This window comes from Cupriavidus sp. 21MJTG02-4, assembly GCF_057798975.1.
In genome coordinates, this window is record NZ_JBYOJP010000003.1 from 327,189 (window position 1) to 345,482 (window position 18,294).

An 18,294-nucleotide genomic window follows, 5' to 3' on the forward strand; every position below is an offset into this window, starting at 1 on the left:
ATCCATCATGAACATTCCCTCACTCCTTGCCGGGAAGATCGCTTTCGTCACCGGCGCGGGCCAGGGTAACGGCCGGGCCATTGCCCTGGGCCTTGCCGAAGCCGGCGCATGCGTCATCGTCACCGACATGGACGAAGCCAACGCACGCGACACAGCGGCGATGATCGAGGCACGCGGACACCGTGCCCACGCCTGTGCGCTGGACGTGACCGACGCCGCCCAATGCAGCGCCGTTGCCGAGACCATCACGGCCACGGTCGGCCCGATCGACGTGCTCGTGAACAACGCCGGCATCCTGATCCGCGATGGCATCGACAGCGCCAATGCACTGGCCAACCTGCAGCGCGTCATGCGGGTCAACCACGAAGGCACCTTCAATGTCTGCCACGCGTGGCTGCCGTCGCTGCGCCAGACGCGGGGCGCGATCGTCAATGTCGCGTCCATCGCATCGTTTTCGGGGCAGGCGAACACGCTCGGCTACTCGCCGTCGAAAGGCGCGGTGAAGATGCTCACGCAATCGCTGGCAGCCGACCTGGCGAAGGATGGCGTGCGCGTCAATGCGATTGCGCCGGGCGTCATCGAAACGCCGATGACCGTCACGACGCGATCCGATCCGGCAAAGCTCGAACGCTTCATGGCCCGCATTCCCATGAACCGCGTCGGCAAACCCGAAGAACTGGTGGGGGCGGTGCTGTTCCTGGCCTCGTCGATGTCCACCTACGTCACGGGCGTGACGCTGCCTGTGGATGGCGGCTATCTCGCCGCCTGATTACTGAAACCGAAAACAGAGGCAAGCCGCACAGCGCTTGCCCGCCATCCAGGAGACAACCGATGAAACAGGCATCCCGCACCATCGACGTGCAGGCGTTCATCGACGCCGAACGCTTTTCGCCCTGCCAATGGCTCGTGCTTATTTTCTGCTTCCTGATCGTCGCGGCGGATGGATACGACACCGCGGCCATCGGCTTCATTGCGCCATCGCTGGCCCAGGAGTGGGGGATTCCACGCAGCGAACTCGGCGCCGTCATGAGCGCGGCGCTCGCGGGCCTGAGTCTCGGCGCGATTTTCGCCGGGCCTGTTGCGGACCGCATTGGCCGCAAGACGGTGCTGGTAGCGGCGGTCGCCGCGTTCGGCGCCTGGACGCTCGCCGCGGCCCATGCGCAATCGCTCGCCATGCTGACGGTTCTTCGCTTCCTGACGGGACTGGGCCTGGGTGCGGCGATGCCAACGACCATCACGATGATGTCCGAGTACGCGCCGAAGCGTTTACGCGCGTTCACGGTCAACGCCATGTACTGCGGCTTTTCGTTTGGCCTGGTGTCGGGTGGTGCAGCTTCCGCCTGGCTGATTCCGCATCTCGGCTGGCGCAGCGTGCTGACGGCCGGCGGCATCGGACCGCTGGTGCTGGCGGTCCTGCTGTTCGCGCTGCTGCCGGAGTCGGCGCAGTTCCTCGCAGTGCGCCCCGGCACGCGCGACAAGATCGCCCGCATCCTCCAGCGGATCGCCCCGGGCCAGCGTCTGGACGCCTGTACGTTCGTCGCGCGGATGAGCCAGGAAGCAGCCGGGAACAAAGGCTCGGCACTTGCGCTCATCCTGTCGCAACCGTATCGGCGGCGCACGCTGCTGCTTTGGCTGTCGTGCTTCATGGGGCTGGTGATCTATTACCTCATGACGAACTGGATGCCGACGCTGTTCCGCGAGGCCGGCTTCAGCATCGAACACGGCGCCCTGCTGGCTGCGGTGTTCCCGCTTGGCGGCCTGCTCGGCAACCTCGTGGCGGGCTGGCTGATGGACCGCTTCGATGCGAATCGCACCATCGTGGTTGCGTACGTGCTGGCGGCGGTACTGGTTGCCATGGTCGGGCGTTGCGTCGACCATCCCGCCTACCTGGGTGCGTCGTTGTTTGCGTGCGGCACGCTGGTCACGAGCGCGGCGACGTCGATGTCGACGTATGCCGCCAGCCTCTATCCGACCGAGGCGCGCACGACCGGCGTCGCCTGGATGCAAGGCATCGGCCGGATCGGCGGCGTGGCCGGATCCTTTGCCGGTGGGGCGCTGTTGGGCATTGGCTGGGATTTCGGCGCGGTGTTCGGCTTGCTGGCCGTTCCGGCCCTGGCGGCTGCATGGGCGGTCTTCATGATTGCGCGGCCACGACAGGCTTATCCGGTAACGCGTGCTGCCAAGTGAGGCTGACGGGCTCACGCCCTCGGAGAAACGCGCGGGGACGGGAGACAAGCTGTTGATTGGCAGCGCCTGTCCGGACAGCTTTTCCTACTACGTGATTGATCCCAGGCGCGTTCTGATTCTTGCGCCCAGGAAGGGTTCTGAAACGTGTGACGAGCGGTGCGCGGAAAAGGTGTTGGGAGCCAAGGTGCCTGCAAGCACCCGAAGGTAACCTTGCTCGGGCCAGCGGCACGCTGCCGCTGAACGCGGATGGCAATTCAAGCCTGGCAAGCAGCCTGCCACATCGAGCCAGCCCCTAGTCGTGTCCCGTCACCGCGCGCTTGGTCGCGTGAAAACCGTGCTTGGTCGCATCACCGACTGCATGCGCACCTGACTTCACGCCGCGGCCGATCGCGAATGTGGCATCGCGCACGGCATGCCCGCCTTTCTTGCCGGCCGCCTTGACGTTGTCCTTGAATGCATGGGCATCCCCGGACAGGCTCGCCTGCGCGAGCGGAGCCGCCGCGGCGAGGGTGATCGCGATAATCAGCGTCTTTGCCTTCCTCATATCAACGTGTCCGATTCTGTCGTGTCAATCCCCGGCACCAGCCGTCCCGGCCGGTGCCGCATATCGACATTTTAGACGCTGCCCGCGATGGCCCGCGCTCAACGCGCCGCAGGCCCCGCTTCGGTGATGGCGCTGTAGACCAGCGTGCGCAGTTGGCGTCGCACGGGATAGGCCGAAGAAGGCAGAAGCTGGGTCAGAAAGAGACCGATCAGTTCCTCCTGCGGATCCACCCAGAAGAAAGTGCTGGCCGCGCCGCCCCAGAAGAAATCACCGGCGCTTCCGGGAATCAGCGTGGATTCGGGCCTCACCGTGGTGGCAAAGCCCAGGCCGAAGCCCACGCCGTCATAGGTGGCTTCGCTGAACATCGAGCGCGACAAGGCCGGCAGGTCCACCCCGCCGGGCAGGTGGTTGGCCGTCATCAGCTTCAGCGTCTTCGGAGACAGCAACCGCACGCCGTCGAGTTCGCCGCCTTGCAGCAGCATGCGCGCGAAGCGCATGTAGTCCGCGGCCGTCGACACCAGCCCGCCGCCGCCCGAAATAAAACTAGGCGGCTTGAGATAAGGACTCGTCTGCGGGTCGTCCTGCAGCATCGGTCCCTTTTTCGACACGACTTTCGAACCGAGAACACCGACCGCGTAGCATGCGCAGAAGCGCGATGCCTTGTCTTCCGGCACATGGAAATCCGTGTCGACCATGCCGAGCGGATCGAAGATGCGCTGCTTCAGGAAGGTCTCGAACGGCATGCCGCTAACCTTGCCGACCAGGTAGCCGAGCACGTCGGTCGATACGGAGTAATTCCACGCCTCGCCCGGCGAGAATTCGAGCGGCAGCGTGGCGAGCTTCTCGATCATCTCGTCCAGCGTGCCGTCGGTGGCCAGTTCGCCGAGCTTCAGTTTGCGATACGCGGCGTCGACGTTGGTGTTCTGCTGGAAGCCGTAGGTCAGGCCCGAGGTGTGCCGCAGCAGGTCGACCACCAGCATCGGCCGTGCCGGCACACGCGTCTGGAAGCTTTCCATGAAGCCGCCCGCATGGACGCCGAGGTTTTCCCACGCAGCAATGTATTTGCTGACCGGATCATCCAGCGCGATCTTGCATTCCTCGACCAGCATCATGATCGCCACCGACGTCACGGGCTTGGTCATCGAGTAGATGCGGAAGATCGAATCCCGCGCCAGCGGCACCTGCCGCTCGCGGTCGGCGAGGCCCAGCACCGAGTTCAGCGCCAGTTCGCCGCGCCGCCAGACCTGGATCAACGCGCCGGGCAGCTTGCCGGACGCGATATAGGATTCGTCGATGAAGCGTTCAACGCGTGCAAGCCGCTCGCGGCACATCCCCTGCGTTTCCCTGCTCTGCATATTTGTCGGTCTCCCGGTTTTGCCGTGGCCGGCGTGCCGCCGCTGGCGGCGCTTGTCCCGCCATCATGACATCGGGCGACCGTTCGCGCCATGCGTACACCTCAGGAGCCTGGAATAGCGGCCCGATCGCCCCACGAGCCGACAGTATCCACTAGCATTGGATACTGGTTCGCGGATGTCTTTCAAACGGAGATCACATCATGCACGCATGGAAACCCGGATTCACCGCGCTGGCGGTTGCGATGGCGCTGACGGCATGGTCGGGAATGTCCTCGGCCACGGAGCAGGGAGAACAACGCCGCGAAGCACGCGATGTCCGGCAAGATACGCGCCAGGACTCCCGGCATACCAAGCAGGATTGCCGCGCGGCCAACCAGAAGAGCAACGCAAGCTGCCGCCACGACAAGCGCGAGACCAAGCAGGGCGGCCGACAGACGGCCCGCGACATCAAGTACTGATGCTGCGGGCTGACAGGCGGACCTGCCTCGCCGGTCAGCCTCCCAATACCCTGCCCCCGCCGTAGCTCGACTGCGTGGGCGCCGTCCCGCCAAGGGTCACCTTGATCGCGCAGTACTTGAACTCCGGGATCTTGCCGAACGGGTCCAGCGCCGCGTTGGTGAGCTTGTTGATGGCCGCCTCGTAGTAGCAGAACGGCACGAACACGGCCCCGCGCGGCGTGCCGGCATCGGCGCGCGCGTACAGCGACACCTGTCCGCGCCGAGAGGCCAACGTGACGACATCGCCCGGCTGGCCGCCGAGATCGGCCAGGTCGAGCGGATGCACCAGCGCCACCGGATCGGGCTCGATGGCATCCAGCACGCCCGCGCGCCGCGTCATGCTGCCCGTGTGCCAGTGTTCTAGCTGGCGTCCGGTGATCAGCACCATCGGATAGTCCGTGTCGGGCCGTTCGTCTGCGGGAACGATGTCCGCCGGAACAAAACGGCCGCGTCCGGTGGCGGTCGGGAACCGGTCAGTGAAGATCACCGGCTCGCCCGGATCGCCTTCGGCGCGACAGGGATAGGTCACGGCGCCCGACGCCTGCAACCGGTCCCACGTCACGCCGCCGATGCTCGGCATGGCGTGGCGCATCTCGTCGAACACGTCGGCCACGCTGCCGTACTGCCAGTCCAGCCCCAGGCCTTGCGCCATCTGCTGGATGATCCACAGGTCCTGCCTGGCCTGCCCCGGCGGCATCAATGCCTGGCGCCCGAGCTGCACGGTGCGGTCGGTGTTGGTGAAGGTGCCGGTCTTTTCCGGAAAGGCCGATGCCGGCAGCACCACGTCGGCCAGGTAGGCGGTCTCCGTCAGGAAGATGTCCTGCACCACGAGGTGGTCCAGCGCGGCCAGCGCCTCGCGCGCATGTTCGGCATCCGGGTCGGACATGGCCGGGTTCTCGCCCATGATGTACATGCCGCGCACCTCGCCACGCCCGATCGCATCCATGATCTCGACCACGGTCAGGCCCGGCTGATGGTCGAGCGGCGTGCCCCACAGCTTCTCGAAACTGGCGATCGCATCGGGATCGTCCACGCGGCGGTAATCCGGGTACATCATCGGGATCAGGCCCGCATCGGACGCGCCCTGCACATTGTTCTGGCCGCGCAGCGGATGCAGGCCGGTGCCCGGGCGGCCGATCTGGCCCGTCATCAGCGCCAGCGCAATCAGGCAGCGCGCGTTGTCGGTGCCGTGCACGTGCTGCGACACGCCCATGCCCCACAGGATCATCGAGCCCTTCGACGTGGCATAGGCGCGCGCGACCTCGCGGATGGTCTGTGCATCGATGCCGCATACGGGCGCCATCAACTCGGGGCTGAACGCGGCCACATTGCGCTGCAGCTCGTCGAAGCCGATGGTGCGGCTGTCGATGAAGTCCTGGTTGACCAGCCCTTCCGTGACGATCACATGCATCATCGCGTTGAGCAGCGCGACATCCGCGTCCGGCGTGAACTGCAGGTAACGCCAGGCAAAGCGCGCCAGGTCCGAGCGGCGCGGATCGGCCACGATGAGCTTCGTGCCGTTTTTCACCGCGTTCTTGATCCAGCTTGCCGCTACGGGGTGGTTCACGGTCGGGTTCGCGCCGATCACGATCACGACCTCGGCGCGGTCCACGTCCATCACGGGGTTCGACACCGCGCCGGAACCGATGCCTTCGAGCAGCGCCGCGACCGACGACGCGTGGCACAGCCGCGTGCAGTGGTCGACGTTGTTGCTGCCGAAGCCCGTGCGCACGAGCTTCTGGAACAGGTAGGCCTCTTCATTGCTGCCCTTGGCCGAGCCGAAGCCCGCCAGCGCGCGCTTGCCGTGCGTGTCGCGGATCTGCACCAGCTTGCCGCTGGCCCGCGCCAGCGCTTCTTCCCAGGTCGCTTCGCGGAATACGTCCATCACGTGGTCCGGGTCCATGACGAAGTCGCCGCGCTTGGCCACGCCTTCGCGCCGGATCAGCGGCACGGTCAGGCGCTGCGGATGCTGCACGTAGTCGAAGCCATAGCGGCCCTTCACGCACAGGCGCGCGTGGTTGGCCGGTCCATCGCGCCCTTCGACATACAGGATGCGGTTGTCCTTGACGTTGTAGGTAAGCTGGCAGCCCACGCCGCAGTATGGGCACACCGACTCCACCTGCTTGTCCGGCACCGCCAGCGCCGCGTCGCGCGCGGGCATCAGCGCGCCGGTCGGGCAGGCCTGCACGCATTCGCCGCAGGCCACGCACGTGGACGCGCCCATCGGGTCGTCCATATCGAAGACGATCCGCGCCGCGTCACCACGCAGCGCCAGGCCGATCACGTCGTTGACCTGCTCGTCGCGGCACGCGCGCACGCAGCGCGTGCATTGAATGCATGCGTCCAGATGGACGGCGATGGCAGGATGCGAGAGATCCGCGGCCACGCGCGCGCGCGGCGCGAAGCGCGGCTTGCCGACTTCCAGGCGCGCGGACCACTGGTCCAGTTCGTTGTGCCGCGTGTATTCGGCTTCCGGCATGTCCGACTGCAGCAACTCCAGCACCGTGCGCTGGGCGCGTCGCGCGCGCTCGGACTCCGTCTGCACGGTCAGGCCTTGCGACGGATAGCGGCAGCACGAAGGCGCCAGTACCCGCTCGCCCTCGATCTCCACCATGCAGGCCCGGCAATTGCCGGCGGCCTCCAGCCCGTCCTTGTAGCAGAGGTGGGGTACGTCAAAGCCTTCGCGCTGCGCCACCTTCAGCAGGCTTTCGCCCGGCTGCGCACTGACTTCACGGCCATTCAGCGTGAACGTGACCGTGGGCTCGGTGGATTCGACCAGCGCGCGTTCGGCGCGTGTCAGCGCATTCATGCCTGTGCCTCCGGGCGGTCCGTCACCGCCTGCAGTTCATGGGGGAAGTAGCGGATCACGCAATCCACGGGATTGGGCGCGGCCTGGCCGAGGCCGCAGATCGACGCATCGCGCATTACGGCGGACAGGTCCTCCAGCGCGGGCAGGTCCCATTGCGGCGCGCGGATCAGGTCGTATGCCTTGGCAGTGCCCACGCGGCACGGCGTGCATTGGCCACAGGACTCGTGCCGGAAGAAATGCATCAGGTTGCGCGCCGCGCCGACGGCACTGTCGTGGTCGGACAGCACCACGATCGCCGCCGAGCCGATAAAGCAGCCATGCGGCTGCAGCGTGTCGAAATCCAGCGGGATATTGCCCATCGAAGCGGGCAGGATGCCGCCCGACGCGCCGCCGGGCAGGTAGGCATAGAAGCTGTGGCCATCGAGCATGCCGCCGCAGTATTCGTCGATCAGCTCGCGCACCGTGATGCCGGCCGGTGCGAGATGAACGCCCGGCCGGCGCACGCGCCCCGACACCGAGAACGAGCGCAGCCCCTTGCGGCCATGCCGGCCCTGCGACGCGAACCATTCGGCGCCGTTCTCCAGGATGTCGCGCACCCAGTAGAGCGTTTCAAAGTTATGTTCGAGCGTGGGCCGGCCAAACAAGCCCACCTGCGCCACGTACGGCGGGCGCAGGCGCGGCATGCCGCGCTTGCCTTCAATCGATTCGATCATGGCCGACTCTTCGCCGCAGATATAGGCGCCGGCGCCGCGGCGCAGCTCGATCTGCGGCAGGCCGGCCACGGGTGGATCGTCGCGCAGTTCCTGCAGCGCCCGAGCGAGGATGGCTCGGCAACCTGCGTATTCGTCGCGCAGGTAGATGTAGATCGCCGACACCTGCACCACCACCGCGGCAATCAGCATGCCTTCCAGGAAGCGGTGCGGATCGCGCTCCAGGTAGACGCGGTCCTTGAACGTGCCGGGCTCGCCTTCGTCGATATTCACCGCCATCAGGCGCGGCGCCGGCTCCTTGCCGACGATGCGCCATTTGCGGCCGGTCGGGAAACCCGCGCCCCCCAGGCCGCGCAGCCCGGAGTCCTCCATCGTGCAAAGCACGGCGGCCGGATCGAGCGTGCCTTGCGCAAGCGCGTCGAGCAGCGCGTAGCCGCCGCCCGCACGGTAGTCGGCATAGCCGGTCTGCGCCACGGATTCATCGTGGATGGTCCCGGCGGCCACGCAGGCTTCCACGGCGGCAACCGTGGCGCCGTCCAGCGGCTTTTGCCCGATCAGCGCGGCCGGCGCTTTCTCGCATCGGCCGATGCAGGGCGCTGCGACCACGCGCACATCCGTGCCAAGCAACGCGGGGAGCTTGTCCAGCAGCGACTGTGCACCGGCCATCTCGCAGGCGATACCTTCGCACACACGCACTGTCAGCGAAGGCGGCGGCGCGATCTGCCCGTCGGCGTCTTCACGGACGACGTCGAAGTGGTGGTAGAACGTGGCCACCTCGTACACCTCGGTCATGGCAAGCCCTAGCTCCTGCGCCAGCGCGACCAGGTGCGGCATGGCCAGCTGGCCGTAGCGGTCCTGTATGCAATGGAGGTGCTCGATCAGCAGGTCGCGGCGGCGCGGCATGTCGCCGAGCGCGGCCCGGACCTCCGCCAGTGCAGCGGCGTCGACCTGCCGGCCCTTGGGCTGGCGGCGCTTGCGCAGCCGCCCGAGCCCGGTGGCGTCGATGGGAATGACAACCTGGTTCATGGAATGCGTGTCTCCTGCGGGCGCTATGAAGGCGTTCAGGAAGGCGCCCTTGCGGGCAGCCTTCCTGTCGCTCTTTCTCTTTTCCTTCCTCGTATTGTGCTACCGGCCGCGCCGCCTGTGTACGGTGATGGCGGCGGCACGCCGTACGGCTTTCTTCATCAGGTCAGGTCCTCCGGCACCGCGCGGTACCCCATCGGGCTCGCGGTACTGGCATGCACATGCTTGCGGGCATGCGCTTCGCGCATCGGCTTGAGGACAAACAGCGCGAGGAATGCGGACAGGCCCGCCATGGCCGAGGCCAGCACGAACACCGCATGCCAGTCGCCCGTCGCCGCCGTGATCACGCTGGAGAACGGCACCAGCAGCGCGGCCGTGCCCTTGGCCGTGTACAGCAGGCCGGCATTGGTGGCGGCGAACTTCGGCCCGAAGGTGTCGCCGCAAGTCGCGGGGAACAGGCTGTAGATCTCGCCCCAGGCGAAGAACACGATGCCGGTCAGCACCACGAACGCCACCGGGTTGTGGCCATACTTGGACAGCAGCAGGATGCCCACCGCCTCCACCGCGAAGGCGAAGAACATGGTGCGCTCGCGGCCGATGTGGTCCGAGATCCAGCCGAAGAACGGACGCGTCAGGCCGTTGAGCACGCGGTCGATGGTCAGCGCAAAGGTGAGCGCGGGCAGCGTCAGGCCGAGGATCGACACCGGCGAGTCATGCAGGCCGAAGTCCTTGGCAATCGGGCCGAGCTGCGCGGTCGCCATCAGTCCCCCGGCGGCCATCATCACGAACATCGCGTACATGATCCAGAAGATCGGCGACTTCAGCACCTGGCGCGGCGTGGCGTTGTAGGTCGCGGCGGCCTTGAGGGTCGACTTGACCTCGCTCAGGATCTTGGCCGACGGCGGATACAGGGCCATGCCCAGGAAGAACACGATCAGGCCCTGGCCCAGGCCGAACCACAGGAACGTGGCTTCGTAGCCCGAAGACTTGATCATGTTGGCGATGGGCACCACCGTCATCGCGGAACCCGCACCGAAGCCCGCCGCGGTAATGCCCGCGGCCAGTCCGCGCCGGTTCGGGAACCACTTCAGCGCATTGCCCACGCAGGTACCATAGACCGCGCCCGCGCCGACACCGCCGATGGCCGCCGCGAAGTACAGCATCGGCAGCGACGACGCCATCGAGTTCAACACCCAGGCCACGGCGCAAAGCAGACCGCCACCCACGACCACCGGGCGCGGGCCGTACTTGTCCACCAGGTAGCCTTCGATCGGCACCAGCCACGTCTCGGTCACGACGAAGATCGTGAACGCGACCTGGATCGCGGTGCGGCCCCAGTGGTACTTGTCATCGATCGGGTTGACGAACAGCGTCCACCCGTACTGCATGTTGGCAATCATCGCCATACAGATGACGCCGAAGACCAGCTGTACCCACGGCGACGCAAAGCGCGACGTGGACTCCCTCTGCTGCAGTTCCATTGATGTCTCCTTCTAGGCAGTCGAAACCGCCTGTGGTGGAAGAGTTGGGCGCCTTCTGACGCCTCTCGCATACCGCACTTTCCCGAACAGCTGAGCCGTTCTAGTGCTATACGGTATGTGATATATCAACCAAGTCAAGCGTATTCTTCGCGGCTGCGCAGCATGACTTTTCCGCGAAAAAGGAACGTGTCGCGGCGGGCTAGCGCGACTGGTGCGTGGCACGCATCAACCGAGGGGTTTTGCCACATCCGGAATCTTTGGGAATCAAGCAGTTAGTCTCGTTTGCCGCATCAATCCGGCGAGAGGGAACTGCCTCGAGCATGACGCGATTCGCCGCATCGGAAATCGGGGAAAACAACGGGGCTGGGGAAAGTCCCTAGATAGATACAACTAAGACATTGCCCATTTGTATGGACAAAATCGGGAAGGAATGAAGATGCCGGCAATCCGGCGACTGGGACGGTGACGTGCGCGAATGCGCTTCCACGAGGGGGATGGCGGCCGAATTTCTGCAAGGTTCCTGCGCCTGTCCCTGGCGTGCATCGGGTGCCAAGGCTCCTGAAAACATGCAATGCAGGTACTACTCCAAGGGTTGCCGGCCGCTACAACCCTTATATGATGCGCCGTTCAGTCATGACGGCGTCGAACGCCCGACAGCTCAGGCGTATGCCAGTTCGCCCGCACCCGGCACCGTGCGCGAGGGACGAACGCGTCCGATGCCATCGTCTTTCTGGTTCGAACCCAGCCCGGCGAAGCGACCGTGTGCCTGCGCGGTCACGAGCACATCCATCGGCAGGCGCGTAGCCAGCAGCGTGGTCATGCCGACGCCAGCAGCGATCAGGCCCAGGCCAAGAACGAAGAGAAGAGCGACTTCCATCTGAAAACTCCAGTTGCGTTGTGGTTAGGAGTTTTCATTATATGCTGCGCCGCAGTATGTGTAAATATCCTGTATGTAATATATCAGTTGAGTTTTGCATCAATGCAACAGTGCCGCGCCGGGTCTTCTCGCGCGGCGTTGCTAGGCTTCCTGTACCAGCGGAGGCTGCCGGTTCGGCTCGACCGTGTCCTTGTACTCAAGTCCACGCAGCGCATCCCAGATCGCGGCAGCATTCGGTTTCAGCGACCGGCTCTTGCGCCGCACCAACATCACCGTGGATGTCACCTGCGGCCGCAGCGGCCGCATGACGGCGGCCGGATGGAGCCCCCCGGCCTGCGCGCGCGACGGCACTACGCCGATGCCGAGCCCCAGCGCCACCATGCCGAATACGGCGGCGAAGTGTCCCAGCAACTGCAACGAACCCGCGCGCACATGATGATGGCTGAGCGCCTTTTCCACGGCGGGCTGGACTCCGCATTGCTGGTCCAGCGTGAGCACGTTGGCATTGCACAGGTCGCCCCACGCAATGGCTTCGCGCGACGCGAGCGGATGCTCGGCCGGCAGCACGGCGTGATACGGATCGATGCACAGCGGTTCGCAATACAGGTCGTCGCCCGATTGCGGATCGGTGGCGATGCCGAAATCCACTTCGCCGCTGCGCACGCTTTGCAGCACGGACTCCTGCGAACGATCCTTCAGGTGGATCGCGATCGCGGGCCACGCCTTGCGGCAGCCGGCCAGCCACCCCGGCACCGACATCGAACTGAGCACGGGATCGGTCGCGATCTGCACCAGCCCCTGCGACGGCCGCGCCGCGCCCTGGCTGTCGCGCAGGGTCTGCTCGACTTCTTCGATCAGGTGGCAGATCCGTTGCGACAGGTGCTGGCCCGCATCGGTTAGCTCAACCTGGCGCGTGGTGCGATCGAACAGGCGCTGGTCGATCTCCTCTTCGAGTTCGCGAACGCTGCGGCTCACGGCCGATTGCGTCAGGCCCAGTTCGGCGGCGGCGCGCGTGAAACTCTTGTGCCGCGCGACCGCGGCGAACGCCTTCAGTTGGGGAAGCGAGATATTCATGGCCGCTCTCCCCCGCCCTGGGTCCATTGCGGCAACGGCAGCGCCAGGCTGCGATGCTGTCCTGCGGCAAGCGTGGATGATTGCAGTCTGCTCACGGCTGTCTCCTTGGCGGCCCGCCCGCCTGTTCTATGTATTCTTTGTGTTGTCGTTCCCGTGGCCCACATGGCAAAAAGCCTGCGCCATGCGCAGACCGCTTGCCGGGGGCAAGGTGGGCCCGGACGCCATGTCCGGGCCCACCCAGTCTCTCGCGCACACCGTCTTATTCGGCTTCTCTCCGCGCCATGAACGTGGCATCCGACACCGCCACCGCATCCGAATGGCCGGTGATGAACCGCTTGCGCATCGGCGCCAGCACCAGCTTCGCCGACAGGCCCGCCGCGATGGTCACCACCGCTGCAACCGTGAACACGGCATCCCAGCCACCGCGTGCCGACAGCACCGAGGCGAGCGGGACCAGCATCGCCGCCGTGCCCTTGGCCGTGTACAAGGTGCCTGCATTGGCTGCAGCGAACTTGCTGCCGAACGTGTCTGCGCACAGTGCCGGAAAGATCGAGAAGATCTCGCCCCAGAACAGGAACGTCAGCGCGGCGAAGAACATGAAGGCGTACGGGTCGTGGCCGAACTTCATCAGGCCAAGCAGGGCCAGGCCTTCGCCGATGAAGATCACGAACATCGTGTTCTCGCGGCCGAAGCGGTCCGACAGGAAGCCGCACAACGGACGGGTGAAGCCGTTGCACAGGTTGTCGATCGACAGCGTCATGGTCAGCAGCGGCAGCGTCATGCCAAGCATCGTGATCGGCATCGAGGCGAAGCCGAAGTCCTTGGCGATCGGGCCCAGCTGCGCCGTGGCCATGATGCCGCCCGCGGCCACCGCCACGAAGCTCACATAGATCAGCCAGAACACCGGCGTCTTGACCATCTGTCCCGGCGTGAATTCCACCGGGTTGGTCAGCACGGCCTTCGCCGCCACCGCACCCTTCGGCGCACGCGGCTTCACCAGCAGCAGCGACAGCGCGAAGATCGCCACGCCCTGCAGGATGCCGAAGAACAGGAAGGCATGTTCATAGCCGGAGCTCTGGATCATGTTGGCGATCGGAATCACCGTGATCGCCGAGCCCGCGCCAAAGCCCGCGGCCGTGAGACCCGCAGCCAGACCACGCTTGTCCGGGAACCACTTCAGCGCATTGCCGACGCAGGTGCCATACACACCGCCTGCGCCGATACCAGCGATCACAGCCGCCGCGTACAACTCCGGCAGCGTCGTCGCATACGAGTTCATCACCCATGCCAGGCCGGCGCAGAGTGCGCCACCGGCCACCACCGGGCGCGGGCCGAACTTGTCCACCAGCCAGCCTTCCAACGGCACCAGCCAGGTTTCAGTCACGATAAAGATGGAAAACGCCACCTGGATTGCGGACGTGCCCCAGTGATGCTTGGCGTCCATCGGTGACACGAAGAGGGTCCAGCCATACTGCAGGTTTGCCACCAAACCCATGCAAACCACGCCTACGGCCAACTGGAACCAACGGTTTTGCAGCCCACGTCCGTTCCCGGTCGTGGCCGCCGTTTCTTGATGCGCCATCTACTGTCTCCTGGTGCTGTTCATGCGTTCCCTGGCGGAACGCTTTCCGGGGCCTCTGTGGGGTGGGCCCTACACAATGAGATCGGCGCCTGACATTGCGGCATGCAAATCTGTGGGATTGATGCTACTTCAATCTAAGATTCAGACCGCTTAAAGTTTTTTATCATATGCATTGACGAACGTTTATATATTGCACGGAACGACTGATGAAGAACGCCACGCTGCGCCAGCTAAAAGTCTTTGAAACCGTTGCCCGGCACATGAGCTTTTCGCGCGCCGCCGAAGAACTGCACCTGACCCAGCCCGCTGTCTCGACGCAGGTCCGGCAACTGGAAAACCACGTCGGCCTGCCACTGTTCGAGCAGTTGGGCAAGAAGATCTACCTCACGCCGGCGGGGCACGAGATGCTGCATTACAGCCGCAGCATCATCCAGCAATTCCGCGAAGCCGAAGATGCCATGTCCCAGCTCAAGGGCATTTCGGGCGGCCGGCTGAACGTCGCGGTGATCAGCGCGGGCGATTATTTCTTTCCGCGGCTGCTGGCGGAATTCATGGAGCGCCACGATGGCGTGACGCTGAATCTTGCAGTGCACAACCGCGAGGAACTGATGCACCAGCTGGCCGGCAACCTCACCGACCTCGCCATCATGGTGCGCCCGCCCGAGGGCATGGACACGATCAACGAGACCTTCGCGCCGCACCCTTACGTGATCGTGGCGGCACCTACCCACCCGCTGGTCGGACAGCGCAATATCCCGCTGTCGGAACTGACCGACGAGGCCTTTGTCTCGCGCGAGAAAGGGTCCGACACCTGGAACTCGATGCAGGAAGGCTTTGCCGGCAAGCTCTCCAACCTGCGCATCGCGATGGAGATCAAGAGCACGGAGACCATCAAGCAGGCGGTCATCGCCAACATGGGTATTGCCTTTCTCTCCGCCCATACCGTGGGACTCGAACTGCAGGCCGGCAAGCTGGCCGTGCTCGACATCCAGGGCTTTCCGGTCATGCTCAACTGGTATGTGGTGCACCGCAAGAACAAGCGGTTGCCGCCCGTGGCACTCGCATTCAAGCAATTCCTGATGGAGGAAGGTGCCAGCCTGATCCAGCGCATCACCGGCGTGGAGGGCTTGATCCGGCACAGCGACATATAAACAACGCCTTATGATTTGTCGATGAAACTTTAATTATCGTAAATCCATGGCCGCCCCTATGCTTCCCTCAACCCACCGCTAGAGAGAAGACAGGAGGCACACCATGAACCAGGTCCACATCGAACACCAGCCGGCCGCCACGCTCGGTCATGACAACCAGCCGCTTCCGCGCGCCACCCAGCTCGCGGCCTACAACGCAGCGTTCATCGAGCTGGGCCTGCGCTTCCGTTGGGACGAGGCCATGTACGAATGGCTGTGCGGCATCGAATGCGAGAAGGCACGCGTGGCGCGCTATATCGAGGAACACCATACCCATTTGCTCAAGGCTTACGACGCAGCCTTCCTGAGCCAGCTGATCTTCGACAAGAAGAACGAGTACCTGCGAGCGATCGGACATCTCAACTGAGACGCCCGGCCACACTTGAGGCGTGCACGCTCACGGGGCGCGCTCGCTTTTTTGTTTTCTAGTCGATGAATGTCGCGGACGGTAAGATTCGGGATCCCGATTCACACCCCGCTCCGGACCTGCATTGCCCGGTACCGGCATTCACCGATTCATGGCCAAGCGACGCACCGACGAAGAGTTCACCATTGCGTTGACCCGACTGCTGATCGCCGAAGGGATTTCATCGCTGACCATCGGCGAGATCGCGCAGCGGCTGCACTGTTCAAGGCGGCGCCTCTATGAAATCGCCGAGACCAAGGAAGCGCTGTTCGTCAATGTCTGCCGCGATGTCCTGGCGGCAAACCTGGAAAAGGGCTACGCCGCGGCTCGGCGTGAGCCCGATGCAGCGAAGGCGATCTCCGCGTACCTGCATGCCACGCTCAATACCTCGGGCCTGAGCAAGGTGGCGCTGACCGACCTGGACGCCATCGAGCGCGGCAAGGCCGTGTTCGACAGCTACCAGCTGGCGCGCGTGCGCGGACTGGAAAGCATGATCGAGGCCGGTGTCAAAGAAGGACTGATGGCGCCGCACAATCCGCGCGTGGTGTCAGAGGCAATCCTCGGCGCGGCACATCGGCTGCGCAACCAGGAATTCCTGCAGGAAACGGGGATGAAGATCGGGGATGCGTTCAGCGAGTTCTATGAAATCATCCTGAACGGATTGCTGGTGCGGCCTGTGAGCGGATGAGGGCAACTTGAATGGCAGGACGGTTTGCTCCCCTCTCCCGCACGCTGGAGAGGGGAAAAAGCCTGTCCGATGCCCTGACCTCAGTCCTGGCTCACTGCTTCGGAATACCGGCGTTCTGAATCACACGTCCCCACTTGTCATATTCGTCCCGCACGAAGCGGCTGCTCTGATCGGGCGTTGCCACCACGGGAATCAACGCGGCAACAGCTTGTGGGTCAGGCGCATGGTTGTTTCCTCTTCTGTGTTGTCTCTTTGCGTGGGGCCTCAGGCCACCTGGCGGTCCTGGCCGGTCCAGTAGCGGCTGCGGATGACCTTGCGGTCGATCTTGCCGAGCGCCGTCAGCGGCAGTTCCTGCGCGAAGATCACCGTCTTGGGCGCATTGACCACGCCCTTGCCCTGCGTGACATGGCGGATCGCTTCTTCCTCGCTCAATGCATGGCCTTCGCGGATGACGACGATGGCGGTCACCGCTTCGCCCCACTTCTCATCGGGCACGCCGAACACCGCCGACATCGCAATGGCGGGATGCTGCGCCAGGCAGTGCTCGACCTCGCTCGGATACACATTGAAGCCGCCCGAGATGATCATGTCCTTGGCCCGGTCGACGAGATAGAGATAGCCCGCCTCGTCGCGGCGTGCCATGTCGCCGGTGTGCAGCCAGTCGCCGGCGAAGACCTTCTCGTCCTCTTCGGGCCGGTTCAGGTAGCCTTCCATCACGAGCGGGCTGCGCACGCAGAGTTCGCCGACCTCGCCGGGCGGCACTTCACGCAGGTCACGGTCGAGCAGCGCGACCTGGTTGCCGGCAATGACTTTGCCGCATGAACGCAGCAACTGCGGCCGCGACAGGTCGTGGTCGTGGCGGGCCAGGTAGCTGATGGTCATGGGCGCCTCGGCCTGCCCGTACACCTGGCCGAACACCGGGCCGATCTTGCGCAGCGCTTCCTGCAGCCGCACCGGCGCGATCGGCGCCGCGCCATACAGCACCAGTTCCAGGCTGGACAGGTCGGCTGCGGACAGCCCGCCATGGTCAAGCAGGCCATAGATCTGCGTGGGCACCAGGAATGTCAGGTTGATGCGGTGCTCCTGCACGCGCCGCAGGAAATCGGCGGGACTGAACTTGTCGCTGAGGTACACCGTGCCGCCGCGCAGCAGCGTCGGGAGGATCAGGCTACCGGCCGCATGGGAAATCGGGGTGGCGACGAGGTAGCGGATCTGTGCCGGCCATTCATACGTGGCCAGCATGTGCTGCAGCATGGTCACCACCGTGCGGTGGGTATGCAGGATGCCCTTGGAGCGCCCGGTGGTGCCGCCCGTGTACGAGAGCTTGGTGATCTCGGTCGCATCGCCGCCCGGCTCGTAGTCCGAGTCATCCATGCCGGCCGCCTCGGTGGCCAGGCCGGCACCGGCCTCGCTGTCATCGAGCGACAGGATGCGCGGCACCACGCCGCGCGCCGCAATGGCGTCCGCACGCGCGGCAAACCTGGCGTTGTCCACGACCAGCGCCTGCACGTTGGCATCGGCCAGGACGAAGCAATGGTCGTCCTCCGAGGCCATGGGATGCAGCGACACGCTCTTCAGCCCCGCCAGTTGCGCGGCGATGATCGCCACGACGGCCTCGGCCCGGTTCCCAACCAGGAACGCGATGGCGTCCTGCCGCCGCAGGCCCTTCGCTTCGAACAGCCGCGCCATGCGGCAAGACTGCCGTGCCAGTTCGGCATAGCTGTACGCAATGCCGTCACCGACGATCGCAAGGGCTGCCGGATTGGCCTTGAGGGCCGAAACATATAGCTGCGCGACCGTGGCGCAGCCATGCAGGGCATGGGCCTGGCGAAGGGTCATGGTGTCTCCGTTTGTTGTGGTCTGGCTGGCTC

General features: G+C 64.9%; 15 protein-coding genes. 6 read left to right on the forward strand and 9 right to left on the reverse strand.

Features of this window, described 5'->3' with window-relative positions:
- The first annotated feature begins 7 nt into the window (after nt 1-7).
- Nucleotides 8-769, forward strand: coding sequence for an SDR family NAD(P)-dependent oxidoreductase (locus AC3FKH_RS07850; protein ID WP_488674384.1), 762 nt, complete (start codon nt 8-10; stop codon nt 767-769).
- A 62-nt stretch (nt 770-831) separates the two neighbouring features.
- Complete coding sequence (locus AC3FKH_RS07855; protein ID WP_488674386.1) at nt 832-2,187, forward strand: MFS transporter; 1,356 nt, start codon at nt 832-834, stop codon at nt 2,185-2,187.
- A 292-nt stretch (nt 2,188-2,479) separates the two neighbouring features.
- Here AC3FKH_RS07855 and AC3FKH_RS07860 read toward each other — a convergent pair whose 3' ends face one another.
- Together AC3FKH_RS07860 and AC3FKH_RS07865 are read right to left on the reverse strand one after the other, a co-directional pair.
- A complete protein-coding gene (locus AC3FKH_RS07860; RefSeq protein ID WP_488674387.1) occupies nt 2,480-2,731 on the reverse strand; it encodes a hypothetical protein in 252 nt (83 codons plus the stop codon).
- Nucleotides 2,732-2,829: 98 nt separating this feature from the next.
- Entirely contained in the window at nt 2,830-4,086 is a 1,257-nt protein-coding gene (locus AC3FKH_RS07865) for a serine hydrolase domain-containing protein (protein WP_488674388.1), read from the reverse strand.
- 200 nt (nt 4,087-4,286) lie between these two features.
- On the opposite strand from AC3FKH_RS07865, the gene AC3FKH_RS07870 reads away from it, so the two are divergent.
- Nucleotides 4,287-4,544 carry a hypothetical protein gene (locus tag AC3FKH_RS07870; RefSeq protein ID WP_488674390.1) on the forward strand — a complete coding sequence of 86 codons (258 nt, stop codon included), beginning with the start codon at nt 4,287-4,289 and terminating at the stop codon, nt 4,542-4,544.
- Nucleotides 4,545-4,578: 34 nt separating this feature from the next.
- Here AC3FKH_RS07870 and fdhF read toward each other — a convergent pair whose 3' ends face one another.
- From fdhF to oxlT (AC3FKH_RS07900), 6 genes are all read right to left on the reverse strand, one after another.
- Nucleotides 4,579-7,392 carry a formate dehydrogenase subunit alpha gene (fdhF, locus tag AC3FKH_RS07875; RefSeq protein WP_488674392.1) on the reverse strand — a complete coding sequence of 938 codons (2,814 nt, stop codon included), beginning with the start codon at nt 7,390-7,392 and terminating at the stop codon, nt 4,579-4,581.
- A complete protein-coding gene (locus AC3FKH_RS07880; protein ID WP_488674394.1) occupies nt 7,389-9,128 on the reverse strand; it encodes an NADH-ubiquinone oxidoreductase-F iron-sulfur binding region domain-containing protein in 1,740 nt (579 codons plus the stop codon). Before AC3FKH_RS07880 ends, fdhF begins: the two co-directional genes overlap by 4 nt.
- 158 nt (nt 9,129-9,286) lie before the next feature.
- A complete protein-coding gene (oxlT, locus tag AC3FKH_RS07885; RefSeq protein WP_488674395.1) occupies nt 9,287-10,606 on the reverse strand; it encodes an oxalate/formate MFS antiporter in 1,320 nt (439 codons plus the stop codon).
- Nucleotides 10,607-11,264: 658 nt separating this feature from the next.
- Nucleotides 11,265-11,483, reverse strand: coding sequence for a hypothetical protein (locus AC3FKH_RS07890; RefSeq protein WP_488674397.1), 219 nt, complete (start codon nt 11,481-11,483; stop codon nt 11,265-11,267).
- Between the two features lie 141 nt (nt 11,484-11,624).
- A complete protein-coding gene (locus tag AC3FKH_RS07895; RefSeq protein WP_488674399.1) occupies nt 11,625-12,557 on the reverse strand; it encodes a LysR family transcriptional regulator in 933 nt (310 codons plus the stop codon).
- 259 nt (nt 12,558-12,816) lie between these two features.
- Nucleotides 12,817-14,139 carry an oxalate/formate MFS antiporter gene (oxlT, locus tag AC3FKH_RS07900; RefSeq protein ID WP_488674401.1) on the reverse strand — a complete coding sequence of 441 codons (1,323 nt, stop codon included), beginning with the start codon at nt 14,137-14,139 and terminating at the stop codon, nt 12,817-12,819.
- Between the two features lie 206 nt (nt 14,140-14,345).
- Here oxlT (AC3FKH_RS07900) and AC3FKH_RS07905 point away from each other — a divergent pair, with 206 nt between their 5' ends.
- The 3 genes from AC3FKH_RS07905 (at nt 14,346) to AC3FKH_RS07915 (ending at nt 16,423) form a co-directional block, all read left to right on the forward strand.
- Nucleotides 14,346-15,290, forward strand: coding sequence for a LysR family transcriptional regulator (locus AC3FKH_RS07905; RefSeq protein ID WP_488674403.1), 945 nt, complete (start codon nt 14,346-14,348; stop codon nt 15,288-15,290).
- A gap of 103 nt (nt 15,291-15,393) precedes the next feature.
- Nucleotides 15,394-15,696, forward strand: coding sequence for a LysR family transcriptional regulator (locus AC3FKH_RS07910; protein WP_488674405.1), 303 nt, complete (start codon nt 15,394-15,396; stop codon nt 15,694-15,696).
- A 151-nt stretch (nt 15,697-15,847) separates the two neighbouring features.
- Nucleotides 15,848-16,423 carry a TetR/AcrR family transcriptional regulator gene (locus AC3FKH_RS07915; protein WP_488674406.1) on the forward strand — a complete coding sequence of 192 codons (576 nt, stop codon included), beginning with the start codon at nt 15,848-15,850 and terminating at the stop codon, nt 16,421-16,423.
- Between the two features lie 264 nt (nt 16,424-16,687).
- On the opposite strand, the gene AC3FKH_RS07920 is transcribed toward AC3FKH_RS07915, so the two are convergent.
- A complete protein-coding gene (locus AC3FKH_RS07920) occupies nt 16,688-18,262 on the reverse strand; it encodes an AMP-binding protein (protein ID WP_488674408.1) in 1,575 nt (524 codons plus the stop codon).
- Nucleotides 18,263-18,294 lie beyond the last annotated feature (32 nt).

Bases quoted from the DNA above. Each gene is read 5' to 3' on its own strand.
- AC3FKH_RS07850 (WP_488674384.1), top strand. From the start codon at position 8: ATGAACATTCCCTCACTCCTTGCCGGGAAGATCGCTTTCGTCACCGGC.
- AC3FKH_RS07855 (WP_488674386.1), top strand. From the start codon at position 832: ATGAAACAGGCATCCCGCACCATCGACGTGCAGGCGTTCATCGACGCC.
- AC3FKH_RS07860 (WP_488674387.1), bottom strand. From the start codon at position 2,731: ATGAGGAAGGCAAAGACGCTGATTATCGCGATCACCCTCGCCGCGGCG.
- AC3FKH_RS07865 (WP_488674388.1), bottom strand. From the start codon at position 4,086: ATGCAGAGCAGGGAAACGCAGGGGATGTGCCGCGAGCGGCTTGCACGC.
- AC3FKH_RS07870 (WP_488674390.1), top strand. From the start codon at position 4,287: ATGCACGCATGGAAACCCGGATTCACCGCGCTGGCGGTTGCGATGGCG.
- fdhF (WP_488674392.1), bottom strand. From the start codon at position 7,392: ATGAATGCGCTGACACGCGCCGAACGCGCGCTGGTCGAATCCACCGAG.
- AC3FKH_RS07880 (WP_488674394.1), bottom strand. From the start codon at position 9,128: ATGAACCAGGTTGTCATTCCCATCGACGCCACCGGGCTCGGGCGGCTG.
- oxlT (WP_488674395.1), bottom strand. From the start codon at position 10,606: ATGGAACTGCAGCAGAGGGAGTCCACGTCGCGCTTTGCGTCGCCGTGG.
- AC3FKH_RS07890 (WP_488674397.1), bottom strand. From the start codon at position 11,483: ATGGAAGTCGCTCTTCTCTTCGTTCTTGGCCTGGGCCTGATCGCTGCT.
- AC3FKH_RS07895 (WP_488674399.1), bottom strand. From the start codon at position 12,557: ATGAATATCTCGCTTCCCCAACTGAAGGCGTTCGCCGCGGTCGCGCGG.
- oxlT (WP_488674401.1), bottom strand. From the start codon at position 14,139: ATGGCGCATCAAGAAACGGCGGCCACGACCGGGAACGGACGTGGGCTG.
- AC3FKH_RS07905 (WP_488674403.1), top strand. From the start codon at position 14,346: ATGAAGAACGCCACGCTGCGCCAGCTAAAAGTCTTTGAAACCGTTGCC.
- AC3FKH_RS07910 (WP_488674405.1), top strand. From the start codon at position 15,394: ATGAACCAGGTCCACATCGAACACCAGCCGGCCGCCACGCTCGGTCAT.
- AC3FKH_RS07915 (WP_488674406.1), top strand. From the start codon at position 15,848: ATGGCCAAGCGACGCACCGACGAAGAGTTCACCATTGCGTTGACCCGA.
- AC3FKH_RS07920 (WP_488674408.1), bottom strand. From the start codon at position 18,262: ATGACCCTTCGCCAGGCCCATGCCCTGCATGGCTGCGCCACGGTCGCG.